We start from the raw sequence: 22,299 nt of genomic DNA on the forward strand, positions 1-22,299 counted from the left end.
AATTTGTTAGATATATCAAGATAATTAACAAAAACTCAGAGTTCGGCTGCGTTTTTGTTAGATAAAAAAATATATTTAACAAAACTCCGACCAGACACCTGAAATTTGTTAAATATATCCGGATATCTAACAGAATCATGATTTTTTTGTTAATTAAAATCAAGGAGAGTAGTATTATTACTCTTTCAATGATAAAAAGCACCACCTCCACATCCCACGCTAAATGGTATAATTGATAAAGGAGTGATTTTATGAGAAATCTGACGGTCGACCAAAAATTGTACATTGAGCAATATGTTTCTAATGAGAAAAAGAGTCTCATCGTTGCCTATATACTATGGTTCTTTCTAGGTGCGGTAGGCGCGCATCGTTTCTACGTCGGCAAAACAATCACGGGCATTTTAATGATTGTCGTGCTGATTATTTCAGGCATACTAACATTAGTCACGTTTGGCCTCGCGACTGCAGTGACGATGCTTCCAATCACAATTTGGTGGGTCATTGACGCAGTGCTCGTTATTTTTATGATAAAAAACTACAACAGACGCTTAAGAAGAGAAGCGCTGAGAAGTATCGCGCGCTAGCAAGATTCCAAGCAAACAGAATACCAAAACACAAAAAAGTCCTATGACCACACCTGACCATAGGACTTTATTTATTTAACAAACCTAATTTAATTTCGCAAAGGCGACTAACTCACCTTTGTCACAAGATTCAAAACCATTCTTTTCATAGAAGTGTCTTACATCAGGTGCTTCATCAGTTAATAAAACTTTCTGCCTGACATTATCATATTTAGTTAAAACGTGTTGCAACATTTCAGTCGCGATGCCTTGATTTTGATACTCTTTTAACACAAGTATGTCTTGAATATAAATAATCGTTAGACCATCACCAACAACACGAATCAATCCAACGAGTGTATCCTCTTCCCACGCCGTTAAAACATATAACGACTGATTCACTGCCTGCTGTAAAAGGTCTAGATCATTTGTATAAGCATACCACTCTGCATCATTATAAAGTCTTTCTAATTGATCTTTACCTATTTGTTTTTCATCATTAAAATTTATAGTCATTATTATCACCTCACGACTCACTACGACACGCAACCTGAGTTAAAAAGAATTCGCGTTACTTCTCTTTAAATCCTTGTTCAGTTAGAAACTCTTTTATGTCAGAAAACGTACCATCCTTCTCCGTGTTCCCGATGATGCTTTTACCGTTTTTGACGTTTTCAACACCTGTAATTTTGACTTCGACGTTGTCGCCAGCGTCTTTTACTTTTGTCTTCGTTTTAACGCCTTCGAACTGATTCAGCTCTGAGTAGAACTCCTCCAGTTGTTCGTAATCTTTCTTTGTGAAATTTAAGTCCGTTGATTCAACGAAATTAGACGCTTGCTCTTTCGGTACGAGACTCACGATTTCAAACTCTACTGAGCGCAGCGTTTCATCGCTATGGTTAACTGTGATCGTCATCGTGTAGTTGTCGTCTACTTTATTTTCAAATACTGACGAGTTTGTATTACATGCTGATAAAAAAACTGTTACAAGTAAAACGAGTACGTACTTAATGTATTTCATCTGTGACCTCCGATATAAAAAAACACTCGAGGAAAGTCCCCGAGTGTTTATATTGTGACATAAAATTAATTATGCGTCGATTCCAGTTACAACACCTGATCCTACAGTACGTCCACCTTCACGGATTGAGAAACGTGTACCGTCTTCAATCGCGATTGGTGAAATTAACTCAACGTCCATTTCAACGTTGTCACCAGGCATAACCATTTCAGTACCTTCTGGTAAGTTTACGATACCAGTTACGTCAGTTGTACGGAAGTAGAACTGAGGGCGGTAGTTTGTGAAGAATGGAGTATGACGTCCACCTTCTTCTTTAGATAAAACGTAAACTTCTGCTTTGAATTTGCTGTGTGGAGTGATTGTTCCAGGAGCAGCAAGAACTTGTCCACGTTGGATGTCGTCACGTGATACACCACGTAATAACGCACCAATGTTGTCTCCAGCTTCAGCGTAGTCTAATAACTTACGGAACATTTCTACTCCAGTTACAGTTGTTTTAGAAGATTTTTCTGTAAGACCGATGATCTCAACTTCTTCACCAACTTTAACTTGTCCACGCTCAACGCGTCCTGTAGCTACTGTACCACGACCAGTGATTGAGAATACGTCCTCAACTGGCATCATGAATGGCTTGTCAGAGTCACGCTCTGGAGTTGGAATGTACTCATCAACAGCTTCCATAAGCTCGATGATTTTCTCTTCGTACTCTTCTTCACCTTCAAGAGCTTTAAGAGCAGAACCAGCGATTACAGGAATGTCGTCGCCTGGGAAGTCGTATTCAGAAAGTAATTCACGAACTTCCATTTCTACTAATTCTAATAACTCTTCGTCGTCAACCATGTCAACTTTGTTTAAGAATACTACTAATGCTGGAACACCAACGTTACGTGAAAGTAAGATGTGCTCACGAGTTTGTGGCATTGGGCCATCTGCAGCAGATACTACTAAGATAGCTCCGTCCATTTGTGCAGCACCAGTGATCATGTTTTTAACGTAGTCTGCGTGTCCTGGGCAGTCAACGTGTGCGTAGTGACGGTTAGGTGTTTCGTACTCGATGTGTGACGTGTTGATTGTGATTCCACGTTCTTTTTCTTCTGGAGCGTTGTCTACTTGGTCGTATGACTGAGCGTCTCCACCGTATTTTTTAGATAAAACAGTCGCAATTGCTGCTGTTAATGTAGTTTTACCGTGGTCAACGTGCCCAATAGTACCAATGTTAGCATGCGTTTTCGAACGGTCAAATTTTTCTTTAGCCATTTGAAATATCTCTCCTTGTAATTTAGAAATTTTATAATTTCATTCGCCCACTTAATTAAAAGCGGACGAATTAATACCTATACTGTTTATACCTTTTCCCCGAGAAAAAATCAAGTATAGAGATTACTCTCCAGTGTTTTTCTTAATGATTTCTTCTGAGATTGAAGCTGGAACTTCTTCGTAGTGATCAAATACCATTGAGTAAGTTCCACGTCCTTGTGTGTTAGAACGTAATGAAGTTGCGTAACCGAACATTTCTGATAGTGGTACGAATGCGTTAACGACTTGTGCGTTACCGCGTGCTTCCATACCTTCTACACGTCCACGACGGCTTGTTACGTCTCCCATAATATCTCCTAGATATTCTTCAGGCATAACAATTTCAACTTTCATAACCGGTTCTAAAAGAACTGGTTTACATTTTTTAGCTGCTTCTTTTAATGCAAGTGATGCAGCGATTTTGAACGCCATCTCAGATGAGTCGACGTCGTGGTATGAACCATCATATAATTTCGCTTTAACGTCTACTAATGGGTATCCTGCAAGAACACCGTTTTCTAGAGCGTTTTTAAGTCCTTCTTCAACTGATGGAATATATTCACGTGGAACTACCCCACCAACGATTGCGTCTTCGAATTCAAATCCTGCACCTTGTTCGTTTGGTGTGAATTCAATGTGTACGTCACCGTACTGACCGCGTCCACCAGACTGACGGCTGAATTTACCTTGAACTTGTGCTGATTGAGTGAATGTTTCACGATAAGATACCATTGGAGCACCTACGTTACATTCAACGTTGAATTCAGACTTCATGCGGTGTACAAGAACGTCTAAGTGTAACTCACCCATACCACCGATGATAACTTGTCCAGTTTCATTGTCAGTGTATGCTGTGAATGTTGGGTCTTCTTCTTGTAATTTAACAAGAGCTGTAGACATTTTGTCTTGGTCCGCTTTTGATTTAGGCTCAACTGATAAGTGAATAACTGGCTCTGGGAATTCCATTGATTCTAAGATCACGCCAAGTTTTTCTTCAGTTAACGTGTCACCTGTACCAGTGTCTTTAAGACCTACTGCTGCAGCGATATCTCCTGAGTAAACAGTTGAAATCTCTTCACGAGAGTTTGCGTGCATTTGTAGGATACGACCGATACGTTCACGTTTACCTTTTGTTGTATTTGATACGTATGAACCTGAGTCTAATGAACCAGAGTACACACGGAAGAATGTTAATTTACCAACGAATGGGTCTGTCATAACCTTAAACGCTAACGCTGTGAAAGGCTCGTCGTCTCCTGGTTTCGCGATATATTCTTCTTCTGGATCGTTAGCCATATGACCAACGATTGGTTTTACTTCAAGTGGTGATGGTAAGTAATCGATGATTCCATCGAGTAATAACTGAACACCTTTGTTCTTGAATGCTGTACCACAGAATACTGGGAAGAACTCTACGTCACAAGTCGCTTTACGAATTGCAGCTTTAAGAGTCTCTTCTGAAAGCTCTTCTCCACCAAGGTATGCTTCCATAACGTCTTCGTTTACGTCTGCAAGACCTTCGATTAATGCTTCACGCATTTCTTGAGCTTTATCTTCGAATTCTGCTGGAATTTCAACTTCCTCTACGTCTTGACCTAAGTCATCGTGGTAAAGGTAAGTTTTCATTTTTACTAAGTCAATGATACCTCTGAACTCGTCTTCTGCACCGATTGGGTATTGTACCGCGTGTGCATTAGCTTGTAGACGGTCTCTGATTGTACCGATTGCATAGTCGAAGTCCGCACCGATCTTATCCATTTTGTTAACGAATACTAAACGTGGAACTTCATAGTTTGTTGCTTGTCTCCAAACTGTTTCAGTTTGTGGCTCAACACCTGATTGAGCGTCTAATACTGTTACAGCTGAGTCAAGTACACGTAAAGAACGTTCAACTTCAACTGTGAAGTCTACGTGCCCTGGTGTATCGATGATGTTTACACGGTGACCTTTCCACTGTGCAGTTGTTGCTGCAGATGTGATTGTAATACCACGGTCTTGTTCTTGCTCCATCCAGTCCATCTGTGATGCACCTTCGTGAGTTTCTCCAAGTTTGTGGATACGGCCTGTGTAATAAAGGATACGTTCTGTTGTAGTCGTTTTACCAGCATCGATGTGTGCCATGATACCGATGTTACGAGTATTTTTTAGAGAAAATTCTCTTGCCATAGAACTTGTTGCTCCTTCCAAGTTTTTAAAAATAAATTTATACTACCGAGATCCACAATTCTACCAGCGGTAGTGTGCGAATGCTCTGTTAGCTTCTGCCATTTTGTGCATTTCTTCACGACGCTTAACCGCACCACCAGTGTTGTTAGCTGCGTCAAGAATTTCGTTTGCTAAACGTTCTACCATTGTTTTTTCTCCGCGTAGGCGTGAGTAGTTCACTAACCAACGAAGACCTAGAGTTGAACGTCTTTCTGGGCGTACCTCAACTGGTACTTGGTAGTTAGAACCCCCAACACGACGTGCTTTAACTTCTAGTAATGGCATGATGTTTTCTAATGCTTCTTCGAATACTTCGTTTGCGTCTCTACCTGAACGCTCTTCTACGATTTCGAACGCACTGTAAAGAATTTTTTGTGACGTACCGCGTTTTCCATCGATCATTAACTTGTTAATTAACTTCGTAATTAACTTTGAGTTATGAATTGGATCCGGTAATACGTCTCTCTTAGGTACTGGACCTTTACGTGGCATACTAAGTAGCCTCCTTCCATGAATTGATTCTATATATTACGCTAAATTATGAGTTTGCTTTTTTAGCACCGTATTTAGAACGTCCTTGTTTACGTCCTTCAACACCTGAAGTATCAAGTGCTCCACGAACTACTGTGTAACGTACCCCAGATAAGTCTTTGATGTGACCACCACGGATTAAAACAACTGAGTGTTCTTGTAAGTTGTGGCCAATTCCAGGGATGTACGCGTTAACTTCCATATTGTTAGAAAGTCTAACACGTGCATATTTACGTAAAGCTGAGTTCGGTTTACGTGGCGCCATCGTACCAACACGCGTACAAACGCCACGTTTTTGTGGTGAGTTGTTGTGCGTTACTGATTTCTTAAGGCTGTTAAACCCTCTGTTCAGTGCTGGTGCTTTAGATTTAGATTTCTTAGATTGACGAGGTTTTCTTACTAATTGGTTAATAGTAGGCATCTTATTAAGTGTCCTCCCTTCTCATTTTTAATAATCCACACACCCAGGTGGTTCATTTTTAAACAATAAAAAATTTGTAAGAATTCTGCAACTCTTACAATTTCAAAAAGTCATCCGTTACCATCTCTACGGTAACCTTAATTATTATATCATCAGCATAAATACGGTGTCAACATTTTTATAATAAGTAGTCCTTGCAATGTAAGAACTACTTATATTTGTATCACTCATAATCATCTTTAGAAATAAATACTCTAATATTATTTCCAAAAGGTCTAAATCCGTAATTATATTGGTCTCCAAAAATAAAAGTCTCATCTTCATTTAATTTATATGGATAGTTTATATATATTTTTAATAAATCAGTAACAGAAAATGATTGTCTTTCTTTAACACTAAACTCACCAGTTACAGTAATTATCGCTGTTTCCGTCAATTTATTATCAGCAATAAACTGATTGATTGCTTTTCTTCTTGATACCTCGTCTTTAAATAATTCACTTGAGAGTAGTTTTATTTCTTGCTTTGAAGGCTTGTTACGCATCCTTTCTAGCAGTTCATCAAACATTATCGAACGATTATCTTCTTTGTTATCAATAACTTTATAATTCGTAATGTTTCTTTCTTTAGCTTCTATAAAATAAAAGAGTGGACTTAGTCCCTCTATTGTTTTTGAATTTTCGACATTAAGACTTTCCAGAACATTTCCATTTTTTTCAATTAATAAATGAGAGATACCATCTATTCCTATTTTGTGTTGTACTGTGCGCATCGCATCATTTTCCACAAGTGGTAGCTCGTCAATAAGCTCCATTGCCATAGATTTAAATTTTGTTCCGCCATGACTAGATTTTAGTAATGTGTATGAATTATGATTCATAAAATATTTTAAGTGATCTTTTAACACCGTACTATCTCTAAACCAAGTGGCTACTTTTCCTTTGATTCCCATCACAACTGGTCGTAATTCTTGATCTAAACAAAAAATATAGTCTGCACAAGAAGCATTTAAAACTGGTATTAACTTTCTATGAATATCAATACTATTTTCTCCAAGATCATTTATTTTACCAAGTGCAATAATTTTATTTCCACTATAAAATTTAGCCTGCTCGTTAAATGCTTCAATAGCATTAATCATCGCTGGCAATGAAGCGTTATGGGTATCATCTAATATAGTGATAACACCATTCCTATTAAGTATCTTCTTAGTATTAAGTACTTTATCAAAAAGTTTAATATCACTTAGATAATTCATTGCTGAACTATTGATATTAAGAGAGAGCACTGTAGCATATGCTGCTTCTGCATTTTCAATCATACCTCTACCAAATTGTTTTAAATCAAATTTAACTAACTCATTATGACTTTCAAGTTGAATTTGGTTGTACCCCTTAAATGACTTAACTTGCTTTAACTTAATATCACTTTGTTCATTACCATAAGTGATTACATTTATAATTAAACCTGCAGTTTTAAAATTTTTTGGCACTAAAAATTCGATAGGTATTTCTCTTCTTATTATCTTATCACTCATCGTTTATAAAACTATTCAAACTATAACTTAAAAAGTTTTTGATATTGTATATAGCCTGAAATATAGTGCTCAATGTCATCAATACGAACTCTATAGCCGTGGTGTTTAATAAAAAAAGCACCCAATATTCTACTAGGGTTTTTAAAGTACATAGCAATTTCCGGATAAAAATACCCCGTTCTTTGATAATCAGCTATTTTATGTAATGTTTTTATTAAAAAATCTTCATCTATTAAACTTTCAACTAAATCTTCATAACCTTTTTCTTTCGCTTTCTGCACAAGTTTATAAGATGCGGTTAACATTTCCATAAATGTTGGGAATGTTGTTTCACGCTTATAAGTATAAGTTAAGTTTGTAGAAACGTTTATAATACCAAGCTCAAAATATCTACGATCTGGTATAATGTTAACCATCTCATTTGCACAATACCCTAGCCAGTGATCATTATATCTCCAGTAGTCCCTACTAATAAATTTCTCAAATAAACTTTTAACTGCATTGAGCCATTTTTTATTGCCATCATGTTGATACAATCTTAAAAGACCAAGCGCTGCTTCTCCATCATAGTAAACAATACGATACCTCTCTTTAACCTCTAGTGTTGGATAACTTAGCACATGAACTGTTTCACCGTTATCATTAATCATATTAACTGTTCCCTCAGCTACAAGTTGTGCGGCTTTGAGATACTCTTCATTTTTTTCATGCTTTAAATATTCGCAAATCGCGAATATAAATGCTGCATTTTGTCCTAATTTTATTTCATTTGTATTTTTTGTATCATCAAAAATATACCCTTTTCCATCCTTAACGTACAAATAATTTTCAATTATATATTCAATTGGCTTTTTTACGGACTCTAATGATTCATTAATATAACTTAACCCTTCTATTAAAGAGTAGGTAGACGAGCTATGTCTTAAATTATTATAAAAATTTATCTTCTTATCAAAGTGTGGAAAATATCCATATATATATATTTACCATTAGACTGTATTTCATTTTTTAAAAAACAAGTCGCTGAATAAATCATACGATCAATTTCATCATGTAAATCTTCAACGACCCTTAACCCTTTTTCATATCCATTGGATTTCAGTTCATATTCTTTATTATTATCTAGAATAAAACCTTTAGTAAAAAATTGAGTTACTATTTTGTCATTAAAATCTTTACAATCATACCTTTTCTGAGTTGTTCTGTGTTTTTCTAGGTAGCCATTTATATTATTTCGAGATAAATAAAAAGTAGATCTCTCCCCTTTTTTTGGACGTATAAATGCATTTGCATTAATTTCTTCAGGTAAAAAAGCTAACTCAAATTCTTCATCTAACGAGAAACCATAGTTTATATAATTTCTTCTTGTTTCAATTAAATTTTTTCTTAAATTTTGAAACTCGATAGATATCTTTTTCGTTATAAAATCTATTTTTATCCATTCTGGATAGACTGCAAATTCTTTTTTAAATTCCTCAATTATATCTATAGAATAATTCTTAAAATCTTCATTATTTTTAAAAAATATAACTTTAGCTTTATGATTCTCTATTTCCAATACTTAAAAATACACCCAAATCTTCACTAGGTTTTTTCATACATGTGTTACTAATAAAGCCATTGATCTCATCCAATTTACACATGTCTTTTCCCCTATCTATTTTATAAATAAAAAGGCTAAACATATAGTATGTTTAGCCCATGAAAAACTATAGATTATTGTTCTTCATTTTTATTTTTACGTCTTCCAAATGTTAATAATCCTCCAAGAGCCGCTAAAGCTGTAGCGAATAATGTAAGATCTCTCTCAGCCTCACCTGTGTTCGGTAATTTTTTATCGTCTTCTTTATCTTTAGAAGATGTTACTGTTTTACTTTGCTCAGGTTTATTCGGTTGCTCAGGTTTACTTGGCTCTTGTGGTTTACCTGGATCTTTAGGATCCTCTTCTCCTGGTGTTCCTGGATCTGGTGTTGGTTCTGGATCTGGCGTTGGCTCTGGATCCGGTGTTGGCTCTGGGTCAGGCGTTGGCTCTGGATCTGGTGTCGGCTCTGGGTCAGGCGTTGGCTCTGGATCTGGCGTTGTTTCTGGATCACGCTCTGTCTTTGTGTAGACATACGTAATTCGCTGATACTCACCAGGTGTATATGTGCCATCTGTCACACCGTCTTTATAGTAGTCCGGTTTTTCTAAGTTGTCTGTTCCAGTGATTTTCTCGAACTTATAGCCGTCTTTCTCTTCTGTTGTTGCTGTGAAACGATCATCATCGCGGAATCCTTCTTGATATTTATTTGTATGATCTGATTGTTTCACGCGACGTGTTTCATTACCATCTTTGTCTGTGTAAACAATATAGTACTCATGCGTATCTTCGAAGCGTCCCGGTTGCTTCACTTTCTCATACTCGTAAGTTACACTTTGGTTCTTCTCATTGATGTAGTTGCCTGTTGTTTCTTCACCATTTTCATCATATGGTGTGCCCTCTGTTGAATCTGTAACTTTTGTGAATTTATAACCGTCTTTTTCGTCTTTACCTGTTGTGAATGTTTCTTCTTCTGTACCTTTAGTTTGGTCTCCAGTATAAGATGTTCCTTCGTTCTTTTCACGGCTAACTTCGTTACCGTCAAAGTCTTTTTCTACATCATAATAGTTATGGTGTTCTTGGAAACTACCTTCTTCGATTGTTTCTGGATCACGTTCTGTCTTTGTGTAAACGTACGTAATACGCTGATACTCGCCAGGTTTATATGTTCCATCCGTCTCACCGTCTTTATAGTAATCCGGTTTTTCTAAGTTGTCTGTTCCAGTGATTTTCTCGAACTTATAGCCGTCTTTCTCTTCTGTTGTTGCTGTGAAACGATCATCATCGCGGAATCCTTCTTGATATTTATTTGTATGATCTGATTGTTTCACACGACGTGTTTCATTACCATCTTTGTCTGTGTAAACAATATAGTACTCATGCGTATCTTCGAAGCGTCCCGGTTGCTTCACTTTCTCATATTCATAAGTCACACTTTGGTTCTTCTCATTGATGTAGTTGCCTGTTGTTTCTTCACCATTTTCATCATATGGTGTGCCCTCTGTTGAATCTGTAACTTTTGTGAATTTATAACCGTCTTTTTCGTCTTTACCTGTTGTGAATGTTTCTTCTTCTGTACCTTTAGTTTGGTCTCCAGTATAAGATGTTCCTTCGTTCTTTTCACGGCTAACTTCGTTACCGTCAAAGTCTTTTTCTACATCATAATAGTTATGGTGTTCTTGGAAACTACCTTCTTCGATTGTTTCTGGATCACGTTCTGTCTTTGTGTAAACGTACGTAATACGCTGATACTCGCCAGGTTTATATGTTCCATCCGTCTCACCGTCTTTATAGTAGTCCGGTTTTTCTAAGTTGTCTGTTCCAGTGATTTTCTCGAACTTATAGCCGTCTTTCTCTTCTGTTGTTGCTGTGAAACGATCATCATCGCGGAATCCTTCTTGATATTTATTTGTATGATCTGATTGTTTCACACGACGTGTTTCATTACCATCTTTGTCTGTGTAAACAATATAGTACTCATGCGTATCTTCGAAGCGTCCCGGTTGCTTCACTTTCTCATACTCGTAAGTTACACTTTGGTTCTTCTCATTGATGTAGTTGCCTGTTGTTTCTTCACCATTTTCATCATATGGTGTGCCCTCTGTTGAATCTGTAACTTTTGTGAATTTATAACCGTCTTTTTCGTCTTTACCTGTTGTGAATGTTTCTTCTTCTGTACCTTTAGTTTGGTCTCCAGTATAAGATGTTCCTTCGTTCTTTTCACGGCTAACTTCGTTACCGTCAAAGTCTTTTTCTACATCATAATAGTTATGGTGTTCTTGGAACGTTCCTACAACCTCACCATCAAGTTCTCCATCAGATTTTTTTACAATATTTTCATTGTCCCAATGATTATAATAGCCGTCCCCCCATTCAATCTTTGCACCAACTCTTAATTTTCCATCTTTACCAGTGGTTTTGCTTTCCATAACGACAATAAAACCTGTACCGTCTGATGTATAATCTCCAAAATCAAACGTAACATATTCAACACCGTTATCATCTACACCAAAGAACGGTGTTAATGTAACTTGTTCATATTTGGATTTATCCAAACCAAAACTAGAAGGGAATCCTGGTTGACTATTTTTAGGTACTCTATACCCTAAAAATGTTGTATTTTCAGAATTAATCGTTGCTACTGAAGAACTGTTTTCACCAAACCAATCTGCTTTAATTGTTAATTTAGTACCATATAGTTGTTGGTGGTGAGGATTCACATACACTGTTTGTTCAAATTTAGTACTATATGGATCAACTTCTGTTAAAAATGAATCTACATTATGATGTGAATTTGTAAATACAACATCTAAAGTTGTTGAAGTAGAATCACCTGCAACATCGACAGAGAATGTTTCTCTACCTGGACTCGGAACATTTTTACGATCCACCCATAATGAATAATTCGCTCTTCCTTTAATATTAACGCTGCTCTCTACAAAATCAGTGAATACATAAGTAAATTTATGATTTTCTTTATCATAAGTACCTTCTGCTAAAATTCCACCTGCAGAATTTTTAAATGCCGGCACATTAGCTGACGGAGCATCACCATAAAAATTCAAGTTTTCTGATAGCTGGATTTCAAAAAAGTCATCTTTGCGGATACCTTTATCTGTCACATCAATATCAAAGCTCAAATTTAATCCACCTGACTTGTTCGGATCAATCTTATTACTATCTTCGTTATTTTTTAATGACAAGTTTTTAACGTTAACTGCATTAGAAACATTATTACCTGTCGGTGATAAATTAGAAATTGTTTCGATATTTTTATTTTCAGATAGTTCATTGGCTTTTTGTACTACAGTTTCTTGTTGTTTTTCAATGTCTTCTGTCTCAGTTTCCTCTAAACCGTTTTCTTCATTTGTGACTTTTTCTAATTCTTCAGTTGTGTCTTCTTCTAAAGTATTATCAGCAGTTTGACTATCATTATTTACTTCATCAACGCTAGTTTCTGTATCTACATTAAGTGATTCAGCTGTTTGTTCGTCACTTACTTCACTTGAGACATCATTATTTACTTCATCAGCACTAGTTTCTGTATCTACATTAAGTGATTCAGCTGCTTGTTCGTCTTTGTTGACTTCATTTTTTTCGTCACTTACTTCAATTGATACATCATTATTTACTTCATCAGCGCTAGTTTCTGTAATTGCATTGAGTGATTCATTTGATGAATTGTCATCCGCTTCAGCAGCAGAAGCATCATTACCTAAAAAGATTAATGATCCGATAAGGATAGACGCAGTACCTACTGTGAATTTACGAATTGAATACTTATTTAATTTGTTTGGTAGAAAATCTAATTTTTTCATTTTGAAAGCCCTTCTTTCCTAGTTATTACGATATAACTATTGAATAATATAGATCTTTAAGTGAGTAGACTTTTTTACAGTAACTCTACCACTAATAGTACCTTTGTTGATTTTTGCACCTTGACATTTGACATGTTTAACTGTGCTTTTATATAGTCTATTTTTTATTCTTCAGTCTAATTGCTCCTCTCTAATAGATTTAGCGACGATGATGTATTAACTCATTTTAAGTAACTTGCTCAAAATCATATTACCATTTTTATGATTAAATTAAACACTTACTAGTGGTCATTTTTTTCTTAAAGTATTAAAAAAATGATTTAACCTAAACTTTATTTGTACTTCCTATGACAATCAAGTAAAATTTACTATAATATTATTAAATAAGAGAGGAGATTTACATGAAACGTTCTTTGCCTTCTTTATTACTTCGTGAATTAAAGGCTGTTGAATTTTTGAACTGTTTAAATGATTCACAGTCAGTAAGTATTCAAGAAATTTCAGAAGTGCTAAATTGCTCTTTGATTACTTCAAATAACACACTTAAAAGCATTGAAGAAAAATATCCTTATATAAAATTAATTTACTCACAGAATACCATTAATATAAAATTCGATTTAGACGCTAATATGATTACATTTTACAGAGATATTTTTAAGCAAAGTTTGAGTGCTCATATTCTTAAAACGATTTTTTTAAATGGTCAAATTACTTCAGAAGTTCTTTCAAAAGCTCTTTATGTAAGTACTTCAACATTGAAAAGGAAAATTCAAGACTTAAACGACACTCTTCTGTTAGATTTCAATATAAAAATTTCTTGTAGCCCTCATTCTTTTGTAGGAAAAGAAATAGATATTAGACGTTTTTTTATTAATTTTCTTAATGAACAAGATCTTTATGAGACCTGGAATTTTATAAAACTTCCTAAAAATACTTTAAAGTTATTTATTAAAAAAGCATCTTCACTTTTTAATTTAGATGTTGACTTATCTAGAGATTGGTTTTTAACTATACTCTTTGCAATAAATTACACACGAGTTAAACAAGGGTTTTTTATTAATAATGATATTAAGCAATTTTATTGTATTCCACAAAATGAAATTGACGAATTAATACATCATCTAAAACCTATTGCAAATCAATCTGAATTATTTTTGAGTGTAAATGAATCATTAGATATACTTAGTCCTTATTTAGTAAATCCATACTATTCTACATACTCAGAACTTGCAGACCAACGTCTTATAATAGACGAGGTAGAATATAATTATTCAAATATAGTTCGTTTAGTTAATAAGTTCTCTGATAAATTTAGCTTAAAAATTCATGATTATGAACATATTATTCTCGAGTTATATAATTCTTTAATATTTAGTAATGTCAAAAATTATAGCGAATGTATTTTGTACAACAAATATCATAGTACCCTAACACTTTTCAAAACAGAGTTTCCTCAAATATATCAATATTTAGAATTAGAGTTTGAAAAGCTTGTCATAGATACTTTTAAAAGAAATGATTCTGGACTAGTTCTCCATATGATATATTCATTCATTATTAATTGGAGATATCTTTTTAAGGATTTTTATTCCAAAAGAGAAAATGTAAAAGTAACTGTCATTTCCGACACTGAGTATAATCACGACCAATGGCTTGTTGAAATTTTAGAGAAAAATCTAATAGATCAAGCAAAAATATATAAATATCCATTTAATTCGTTTGATATCAATAATCTGGAAAGTCTATCTTCAGATATAATTGTTACAAATTTCCCCATAGATGCTATTGACGGAAAACAAATTGTACTAATTAATAATGTACCTACTATAGAAGATATCTCTAATATAAACAAATTGGTTGAATATTTAAGTTATAAATCAATAAGTGTTGATTTTTAAACAATTAAATATAGTTAATAAAACATTCTTTAAATATTAAAATCCCCATTCCAGTATTAGTACATAATACTTACTTGAATGGGGATTATCGTTTTATTTTTTAATTTTCTTCAACTAGTTCCGCTTCTCTCTCTTCAGCTTCTAACTGCAATCTTTCGTCTTGTCCTTCGACATCGATGTCGATGTCGCGGTATCGGTTCATTCCTGTTCCTGCTGGGATCAATTTACCGATTATGACGTTTTCTTTCAGTCCGAGTAAGTCGTCGCGTTTTCCTTTGATTGCCGCATCTGTTAAGACACGTGTTGTTTCTTGGAATGACGCTGCGGATAAGAAACTTTCTGTTTCAAGTGATGCTTTTGTAATTCCTAGTAATACAGGTTTTGCTGTCGCTGGTCGTTTTCTTTCTTTGAATACGACTTTGTTTGCTTCTTGGAACGTGTGGATATCTACTAACGCACCTGGGATAAGTGATGTTTCTCCTGCGTCGATGATACGTACTTTACGTAACATTTGACGCACCATTACTTCGACGTGTTTGTCGTCGATTTCTACCCCTTGTGAACGATATACTTTTTGTACTTCTTTTAATAGATATTCTTGCGTCTTGTTTAAACCTGCAACTTTTAATAAGTTCTTAGGCTCGATTGAACCGTCTGTTAGCATTTCACCTGGAGATACTTTGTCTCCTTCTTCTACGATTACTCTCGCATTGGCTGGTGCTGTGTACGTACGTGTTTCTTCGTCACCTTTAACTTTAATTTCTTGTTGACGGTCTTTAATCATTTCGATTGAAGCGATTGTTCCTTCAATTTCTGAAATGACTGCTTCCCCTTTCGGGTTGCGCGCTTCGAATAATTCTTGGATACGTGGAAGACCCATCGTAATGTCTGATCCTGCAACCCCACCTGTGTGGAATGTACGCATCGTTAACTGTGTACCCGGCTCACCGATTGATTGCGCCGCGATTGTACCAATCGCTTCACCGACTTCAACTTTTTCACCAGTCGCAAGGTTTTTACCGTAACATTTCTCACATACACCGTAACGTGTGTTACATGTGAATGCTGAACGAATGACTACTGATTCAATACCTGCATTAACGATTTCTTTTGCGATATCTGTTGTGATCAGTTCATTTGAACCAACGATGACTTCGTTCGTATTTGGGTGTCTAACCGTTTCTTTTGCGTAACGTCCTTCTAGACGGTCAAATAACGGCTCGATTACTTCTCCGCCTTCACGAATTTCTGATACTTTAAGCCCTTTGTCTGTTCCACAATCTTGCTCGCGGACGATTACGTCTTGAGCCACGTCTACAAGTCTTCTCGTTAAGTAACCTGAGTCTGCAGTCTTAAGTGCTGTATCGGCTAATCCTTTACGCGCACCGTGTGTTGAGATGAAGTACTCGAGTACTGTTAACCCTTCACGGAAGCTTGACTTGATCGGTAACTCAATGATTTGACCTGACGGGTTCGCCATAAGTCCACGCATACCTGCAAGCTGAGTAAAGTTAGACGCGTTACCACGGGCACCAGAGTCTGCCATCATGAAGATCGGGTTAAATTTATCTAACGAATCCATCAGTTTATCTTGGATTTCGTCTTTAATATCTGTCCATAGCTTAATAACTGTGTTGTAACGCTCTTCTTCTGTAATTAAACCACGGTCATATTGTCTTTGAACTGTTTCAACTTTTTCTTCTGTCGCTTCAATAAGTTTCTGCTTGTTCGGTAAGACAACGATATCTGATACCCCAACTGTAATACCTGCACGCGTTGAGTATTTGAAACCTAAATCTTTCATTCGGTCTAACATGACTGACGTTTCAGTAATGTGGAACTTATTGAATACTTCAGCGATGATTTGACCTAAGAATTTCTTATCGAATGATTTTACAGGTTCTTGCTCTTTAAACTTACCAACTAATCCCGCTTCACCAAGGTCTTCTGCTTTGATGAAGAAACGGTCTGGCGTTTTACGCTCTAAGTTTTCACGCGTTGGTTCGTTTAAGTAAGGGAATGACGGAGGCATAATCTCGTTAAAGATTACTTTACCAACTGTCGTCATTAAGATCTTACCGCGGTTTTCTTCAGCGATTTTTTCTTCAGACATTGCACCTGTATGCACACCAATTCTCGTATGCAGTGATGCATATCCAGAGCGATATGCCATAACAACTTCTTCAAAGTCCTTAAAGATACGACCTTCACGTTTTGCACCTGGCTTTTCTAACGTTAAGTAGTAGTTACCAAGTACCATGTCTTGTGACGGTGTTACAACTGGTTTACCATCTTTCGGGTTTAGAATGTTTGATGCTGCAAGCATTAACATACGAGCTTCTGCTTGTGCTTCTTTTGAAAGTGGTACGTGTACCGCCATTTGGTCACCGTCAAAGTCCGCGTTATATGCTGTCGTTACAAGTGGGTGTAATTTAATTGCACGTCCCTCAACGAGTACAGCTTCAAACGCTTGGATACCAAGTCTGTGAAGTGTTGGTGCACGGTTAAGTAACACTGGGTGTTCACGGATAACGTCTTCTAAAACGTCCCAAATTGACTCATCTAAACGTTCGATTTTATTTTTCGCGTTTTTAATGTTCGTAGCGAGTTCTCTTTTCACGAGTTCTCTCATAACGAATGGTTTAAATAGCTCTAATGCCATTTCACGTGGTAATCCACATTGGTACATTTTTAAGTTTGGACCAACGACGATTACTGAACGGCCTGAGTAGTCTACACGTTTACCGAGTAAGTTTTGACGGAAACGTCCTTGCTTACCTTTTAACATGTGTGAAAGTGATTTTAACGGACGGTTTCCTGGTCCAGTAACTGGACGTCCACGACGACCGTTATCTATTAAAGCATCGACTGCTTCTTGTAACATACGTTTTTCGTTTTGGACGATGATCCCAGGTGCACCGAGATCTAATAAACGTTTTAAGCGGTTGTTACGGTTAATTACACGGCGATATAAATCGTTTAAGTCACTCGTTGCAAAACGTCCACCGTCTAACTGCACCATTGGACGAATGTCTGGTGGAATGACTGGTAGAGCGTCTAGTACCATCCACTCAGGCTTGTTTCCTGAGTTTCTAAATGCTTCAACGACTTCTAAACGACGAATTGCACGTGTTAAACGTTGTCCTGTCGCTGTTTCTAACTCTTCTTTTAATTGATCGAGTTCTTTATCTAAATCGATGTTTTCAAGCAATTCTTTAATTGCTTCTGCACCCATTTTAGCGTTAAATCTGTCACCGTATTCCATGTAGTAATCACGATATTCACGTTCACTTAATAAGTCACGCTTTTCAAGCCCTGTTGGACCCGGTTCGATGACGACGTATGACGCAAAGTAAATTACTTCTTCTAATGAACGTGGTGACATATCTAAAAGTAATCCCATACGTGAAGGGATTCCTTTAAAGTACCAAATGTGTGAGACAGGGGCAGCAAGTTCAATGTGCCCCATTCTCTCACGGCGTACTTTCGCACGTGTGACTTCTACACCACAGTTTTCACAAACATGTCCTTTATGGCGAATACGTTTATATTTACCACACGCACATTCCCAGTCTTTTGTTGGACCGAAAATCTTCTCACAGAACAGTCCATCTTTTTCTGGTTTTAAAGTTCTATAGTTAATTGTTTCTGGCTTTTTAACCTCACCGCTCGACCATGAGCGAATTTTTTCAGGTGACGCCAGCCCAATTTTCATATATTGAAATCTATTTACATCTATCATTGAGCGTTCCTCCCTAAAAGTCTGCTGTAAGCTCAACTTTTATTTCGATACAACTTCGTCTTTGTCATTATCACGTTCTGATTCTCTTTGGACGTCTTCTTCAACGACTGTGTTCATGTTCACTTCGTTGTCTTCATCATCCATAATCGACACTTCAAGACCGAGTGATTGTAACTCTTTCATGAGTACTCGGAATGATTCTGGAATACTTGGGTTCGGTAAGTTTTCACCTTTTACAATTGCTTCATACGTGTTCACACGACCGATTGTGTCGTCTGATTTCACCGTTAGAATTTCTTGTAACGTGTATGCTGCACCGTATGCTTCAAGCGCCCATACTTCCATCTCACCAAATCTTTGTCCACCAAACTGTGCTTTACCACCAAGTGGTTGCTGTGTAACGAGTGAGTATGGTCCAGTACTTCTTGCGTGAAGTTTATCATCAACCATGTGTGATAATTTCAGCATGTACATAACACCGACAGATACACGATTTTCAAATGGTTCACCTGTACGTCCGTCGTATAGTACTGTTTTACCGTCTCTTGCGAGCCCTGCTTCTTCCATCGTGCTCCAAACGTCTTCTTCGTTCGCACCGTCAAATACTGGCGTTGCCATCTTAAGCCCCATTTCACGCGCTGCCATACCTAAATGAAGCTCTAACACCTGTCCGATGTTCATACGTGAAGGTACCCCGAGTGGGTTTAACATAATATCGATCGGTGTGCCGTCTGGTAAGAATGGCATATCTTCTTCTGGAAGAATTGTCGAGATAACCCCTTTGTTACCGTGACGTCCTGCCATTTTATCTCCGACTGAGATTTTTCTCTTTTGAACGATATATACGCGCACGAGTTGGTTCACTCCTGGTGATAATTCGTGACCATCTTCACGGTTAAATACTTTAACGTCTAAGACGATACCGCCTGCACCGTGTGGTACACGAAGTGACGTATCTCTAACTTCACGTGCTTTTTCACCGAAGATTGCGTGTAATAAACGGTCTTCTGGCGTTTGTTCTGTGACACCTTTAGGTGTTACTTTACCAACTAAAATATCTCCGTCTTTAACTTCTGCACCGACGTACACGATACCACGCTCGTCTAACTTTTTCATTGCAGATTCAGAAACGTTTGGAATGTCTCTTGTGATTTCTTCAGGACCAAGTTTTGTATCTCTTGATTCTGATTCATACTCTTCAATGTGAATCGACGTATAGACGTCGTCTTTTACTAAACGCTCAGACATGATAACTGCGTCCTCATAGTTATAACCGTCCCACATCATAAATCCGACGACGACGTTTTGTCCAAGTGCCATTTCACCGTTGTCCATAGAAGGACCATCCGCTAAAATTTCTCCTTTTTCAACTTCATCGCCAAGTGATACGATTGGACGCTGAGTATAACAAGTACCTGCGTTTGAACGTTCAAATTTCACAAGTTTATATTTATCGATTTCTTCAGTTTTCGTATAGTTTCCGTCGCCATTTTTATCGACGTAACGACGCACATGAATTTCACGCGCTTCTACGTGTTCTACAACACCTTTATAACGTGAAACAACTGCTGCACCTGAGTCTTTTGCTGTGACGTGTTCCATACCAGTACCGACGTACGGTGAATCCGGAATAAGTAACGGCACTGCTTGACGTTGCATGTTCGCACCCATTAATGCACGGTTCGCGTCGTCGTTTTCTAAGAACGGAATACATGCTGTTGCTGCTGATACAACTTGTTTTGGTGATACGTCCATGTAGTCCATTTTATCTCTATGCATTGCTGTGTTGTTTCCACGGAAACGACAGATAACTTCTTCATTTTTAAACGTACCGTCTTCGTTTAACTCTGCGTTCGCTTGTGCGACGACAAACTGCTCTTCTTCGTCTGCAGTTAAGTAGTCGATTCTGCTAGTTACCGCATTTGTTTCAGGATCTACACGACGATATGGTGTTTCGATAAACCCAAATTCGTTTACACGTGCAAAACTTGATAACGAGTTGATTAGACCGATGTTTGGTCCCTCTGGTGTTTCAATTGGACACATACGTCCGTAGTGAGAATAGTGTACGTCACGTACTTCCATCCCTGCTCGTTCTCTCGTTAAACCACCTGGTCCAAGTGCTGATAAACGTCTCTTATGCGTTAACTCAGCAAGTGGGTTCGTTTGGTCCATGAACTGAGATAATTGAGAGCTACCAAAGAACTCTTTAATCGATGCAATTACCGGACGAATGTTAATAAGTTGTTGCGGTGTAATTGTGTTTTTGTCTTGAATTGACATTCTTTCACGAATGACACGTTCCATACGTGCAACACCAATACGGAATTGGTTTTGTAATAACTCACCGACACTACGTAAACGGCGGTTACCTAAATGGTCGATGTCGTCTGTATGTCCAACACCATTTAATAAGTTAAAGTAATAACTGATTGACGCGATAATGTCTGACGGAGTGATAGATTTCACTTCTTTGTCAGGGAACGCGTTACCGATGATGTTTGTCGTTGTATCTTCATCACCATCGACGTTAGATTTAACTTTAATTGATTGAATTTCTACAGGCTCTTCTAAAATCCCGTTTTCGAATTCAAACGTTTTTAAGTTCACTGTCGTTTCAAGTTGTTCCATAATGTTGTCGAGCGTACGACGGTCAATTGTCGTTCCTGCTTCAACGATTACTTCACCAGTTTCCGTATCTACAAGTGGCTCTGCAACGACTTGGTTGAATAGACGGTTTTGTAAGTGAAGTTTTTTGTTCATCTTATAACGACCAACTGCCGCTAAGTCATAACGCTTTGGATCAAAGAAACGTGTATATAGTAAGTTTCTTGCGTTTTCAACTGTTGGCGGTTCGCCTGGACGTAATCTTTCATATATTTCAAGTAATGCTTGATCGACTGTTTCTGTTGTGTCTTTGTCTAATGTGTTTCTTAAATATTCGCTGTCCCCTAATAAGTCAACGATTTGTTGATCTGTAGCGAAACCTAGCGCACGTAGTAATACCGTAATTGGCATTTTACGCGTACGGTCAATTTTTACGTAAACCGTATCTCTTGCGTCCATTTCATACTCTAACCATGCACCACGGTTAGGAATAACTGTCGCTGTGTAGCTCGTTCTACCGTTTTTATCGAGCTTATCCGAGTAATACACAGAAGGACTACGGACTAACTGAGAAACGATAACACGTTCTGCACCGTTAATAATGAATGTACCTGTATCTGTCATGAGAGGGAAATCTCCCATAAACACTTCTTGTTCTTTTACTTCACCAGTTTCTTTAATAATGAGTCTAACTTTAACTCTTAAAGGCGCCGAATACGTAGCGTCGTGGTTTTTAGCCTCATCGACGTTGTATTTAGGCTCTCCGAGTTTATAGTCGACAAACTCAAGCGAAATGTTTCCTGTGAAATCCTCAACAGGTGAGATATCCTTAAACATTTCGATTAAGCCAGATTTCAGAAACCATTCATAAGAATTCGTTTGAATTTCAATTAAGTTCGGTAACTCCAACTTCTCTTCGATACGTGAATAGCTTCTACGTTTTGCATGTTTTCCATACTGAATCACTTGACTCATCGACAGATTCACCCCTAAAAATATTTCCCACTATTATCAACAGATAGACCTCATAAGACAAAAAAGAAAACGGAATTAAACAACTCCATTTCCTATAAACATTGAC

14 protein-coding genes are annotated in these 22,299 nt (G+C 37.1%); 2 read left to right on the forward strand and 12 right to left on the reverse strand.

Annotated features, from left to right (window positions below):
* Nucleotides 1-251: 251 nt before the first annotated feature.
* Nucleotides 252-584: a TM2 domain-containing protein gene (locus tag CJ229_RS05355; protein WP_052327269.1), complete on the forward strand. Its 333-nt coding sequence runs from the start codon at nucleotides 252-254 to the stop codon at nucleotides 582-584.
* A gap of 84 nt (nucleotides 585-668) precedes the next feature.
* On the opposite strand, the gene CJ229_RS05360 is transcribed toward CJ229_RS05355, so the two are convergent.
* From CJ229_RS05360 to CJ229_RS05400, 10 genes are all read right to left on the reverse strand, one after another.
* The gene (locus tag CJ229_RS05360; RefSeq protein WP_102167599.1) at nucleotides 669-1,079 is read right to left on the reverse strand and encodes a GNAT family N-acetyltransferase; all 411 of its coding nucleotides are present in this window, start codon (nucleotides 1,077-1,079) and stop codon (nucleotides 669-671) included.
* Nucleotides 1,080-1,134: 55 nt separating this feature from the next.
* Complete coding sequence (locus CJ229_RS05365; RefSeq protein WP_102167598.1) at nucleotides 1,135-1,584, reverse strand: hypothetical protein; 450 nt, start codon at nucleotides 1,582-1,584, stop codon at nucleotides 1,135-1,137.
* A 69-nt stretch (nucleotides 1,585-1,653) separates the two neighbouring features.
* Complete coding sequence (gene tuf / locus CJ229_RS05370) at nucleotides 1,654-2,841, reverse strand: elongation factor Tu (RefSeq protein WP_068131185.1); 1,188 nt, start codon at nucleotides 2,839-2,841, stop codon at nucleotides 1,654-1,656.
* A gap of 123 nt (nucleotides 2,842-2,964) precedes the next feature.
* Nucleotides 2,965-5,046, reverse strand: coding sequence for an elongation factor G (fusA, locus tag CJ229_RS05375; RefSeq protein ID WP_068131188.1), 2,082 nt, complete (start codon nucleotides 5,044-5,046; stop codon nucleotides 2,965-2,967).
* A gap of 60 nt (nucleotides 5,047-5,106) precedes the next feature.
* Nucleotides 5,107-5,577, reverse strand: coding sequence for a 30S ribosomal protein S7 (gene rpsG, locus CJ229_RS05380; protein WP_040928644.1), 471 nt, complete (start codon nucleotides 5,575-5,577; stop codon nucleotides 5,107-5,109).
* 46 nt (nucleotides 5,578-5,623) lie between these two features.
* A complete protein-coding gene (rpsL, locus tag CJ229_RS05385) occupies nucleotides 5,624-6,037 on the reverse strand; it encodes a 30S ribosomal protein S12 (protein WP_102167597.1) in 414 nt (137 codons plus the stop codon).
* A 223-nt stretch (nucleotides 6,038-6,260) separates the two neighbouring features.
* A complete protein-coding gene (locus CJ229_RS05390) occupies nucleotides 6,261-7,574 on the reverse strand; it encodes a UDP-N-acetylmuramoyl-tripeptide--D-alanyl-D-alanine ligase (RefSeq protein WP_145998152.1) in 1,314 nt (437 codons plus the stop codon).
* A 20-nt stretch (nucleotides 7,575-7,594) separates the two neighbouring features.
* The gene (locus tag CJ229_RS08820; RefSeq protein WP_257993697.1) at nucleotides 7,595-8,395 is read right to left on the reverse strand and encodes a hypothetical protein; all 801 of its coding nucleotides are present in this window, start codon (nucleotides 8,393-8,395) and stop codon (nucleotides 7,595-7,597) included.
* 119 nt (nucleotides 8,396-8,514) lie between these two features.
* Nucleotides 8,515-9,132 (reverse strand): hypothetical protein, encoded by a 618-nt coding sequence (locus CJ229_RS08825; RefSeq protein WP_419181875.1) that lies wholly within the window; start codon nucleotides 9,130-9,132, stop codon nucleotides 8,515-8,517.
* 158 nt (nucleotides 9,133-9,290) lie between these two features.
* Nucleotides 9,291-12,971: a fibronectin-binding protein FnbA gene (locus CJ229_RS05400; RefSeq protein ID WP_317846520.1), complete on the reverse strand. Its 3,681-nt coding sequence runs from the start codon at nucleotides 12,969-12,971 to the stop codon at nucleotides 9,291-9,293.
* A gap of 401 nt (nucleotides 12,972-13,372) precedes the next feature.
* On the opposite strand from CJ229_RS05400, the gene CJ229_RS05405 reads away from it, so the two are divergent.
* Nucleotides 13,373-14,869, forward strand: a complete 1,497-nt coding sequence (locus tag CJ229_RS05405; protein WP_317846521.1) for an AcpB/EbpR/MafR family transcriptional regulator — start codon at nucleotides 13,373-13,375, stop codon at nucleotides 14,867-14,869.
* A 100-nt stretch (nucleotides 14,870-14,969) separates the two neighbouring features.
* On the opposite strand, the gene rpoC is transcribed toward CJ229_RS05405, so the two are convergent.
* Both rpoC and rpoB read right to left on the reverse strand, forming a co-directional pair.
* Nucleotides 14,970-18,611 carry a DNA-directed RNA polymerase subunit beta' gene (gene rpoC / locus CJ229_RS05410; RefSeq protein WP_102167593.1) on the reverse strand — a complete coding sequence of 1,214 codons (3,642 nt, stop codon included), beginning with the start codon at nucleotides 18,609-18,611 and terminating at the stop codon, nucleotides 14,970-14,972.
* 39 nt (nucleotides 18,612-18,650) lie between these two features.
* Nucleotides 18,651-22,193, reverse strand: coding sequence for a DNA-directed RNA polymerase subunit beta (rpoB, locus tag CJ229_RS05415; protein WP_068129506.1), 3,543 nt, complete (start codon nucleotides 22,191-22,193; stop codon nucleotides 18,651-18,653).
* Between the last annotated feature and the right edge of the window lie 106 nt (nucleotides 22,194-22,299).

The sequence above is a fragment of the Nosocomiicoccus massiliensis genome, from assembly GCF_002871345.2.
In the GTDB taxonomy this organism is placed as follows: Bacteria; Bacillota; Bacilli; order Staphylococcales; family Salinicoccaceae; genus Nosocomiicoccus; species Nosocomiicoccus ampullae_A.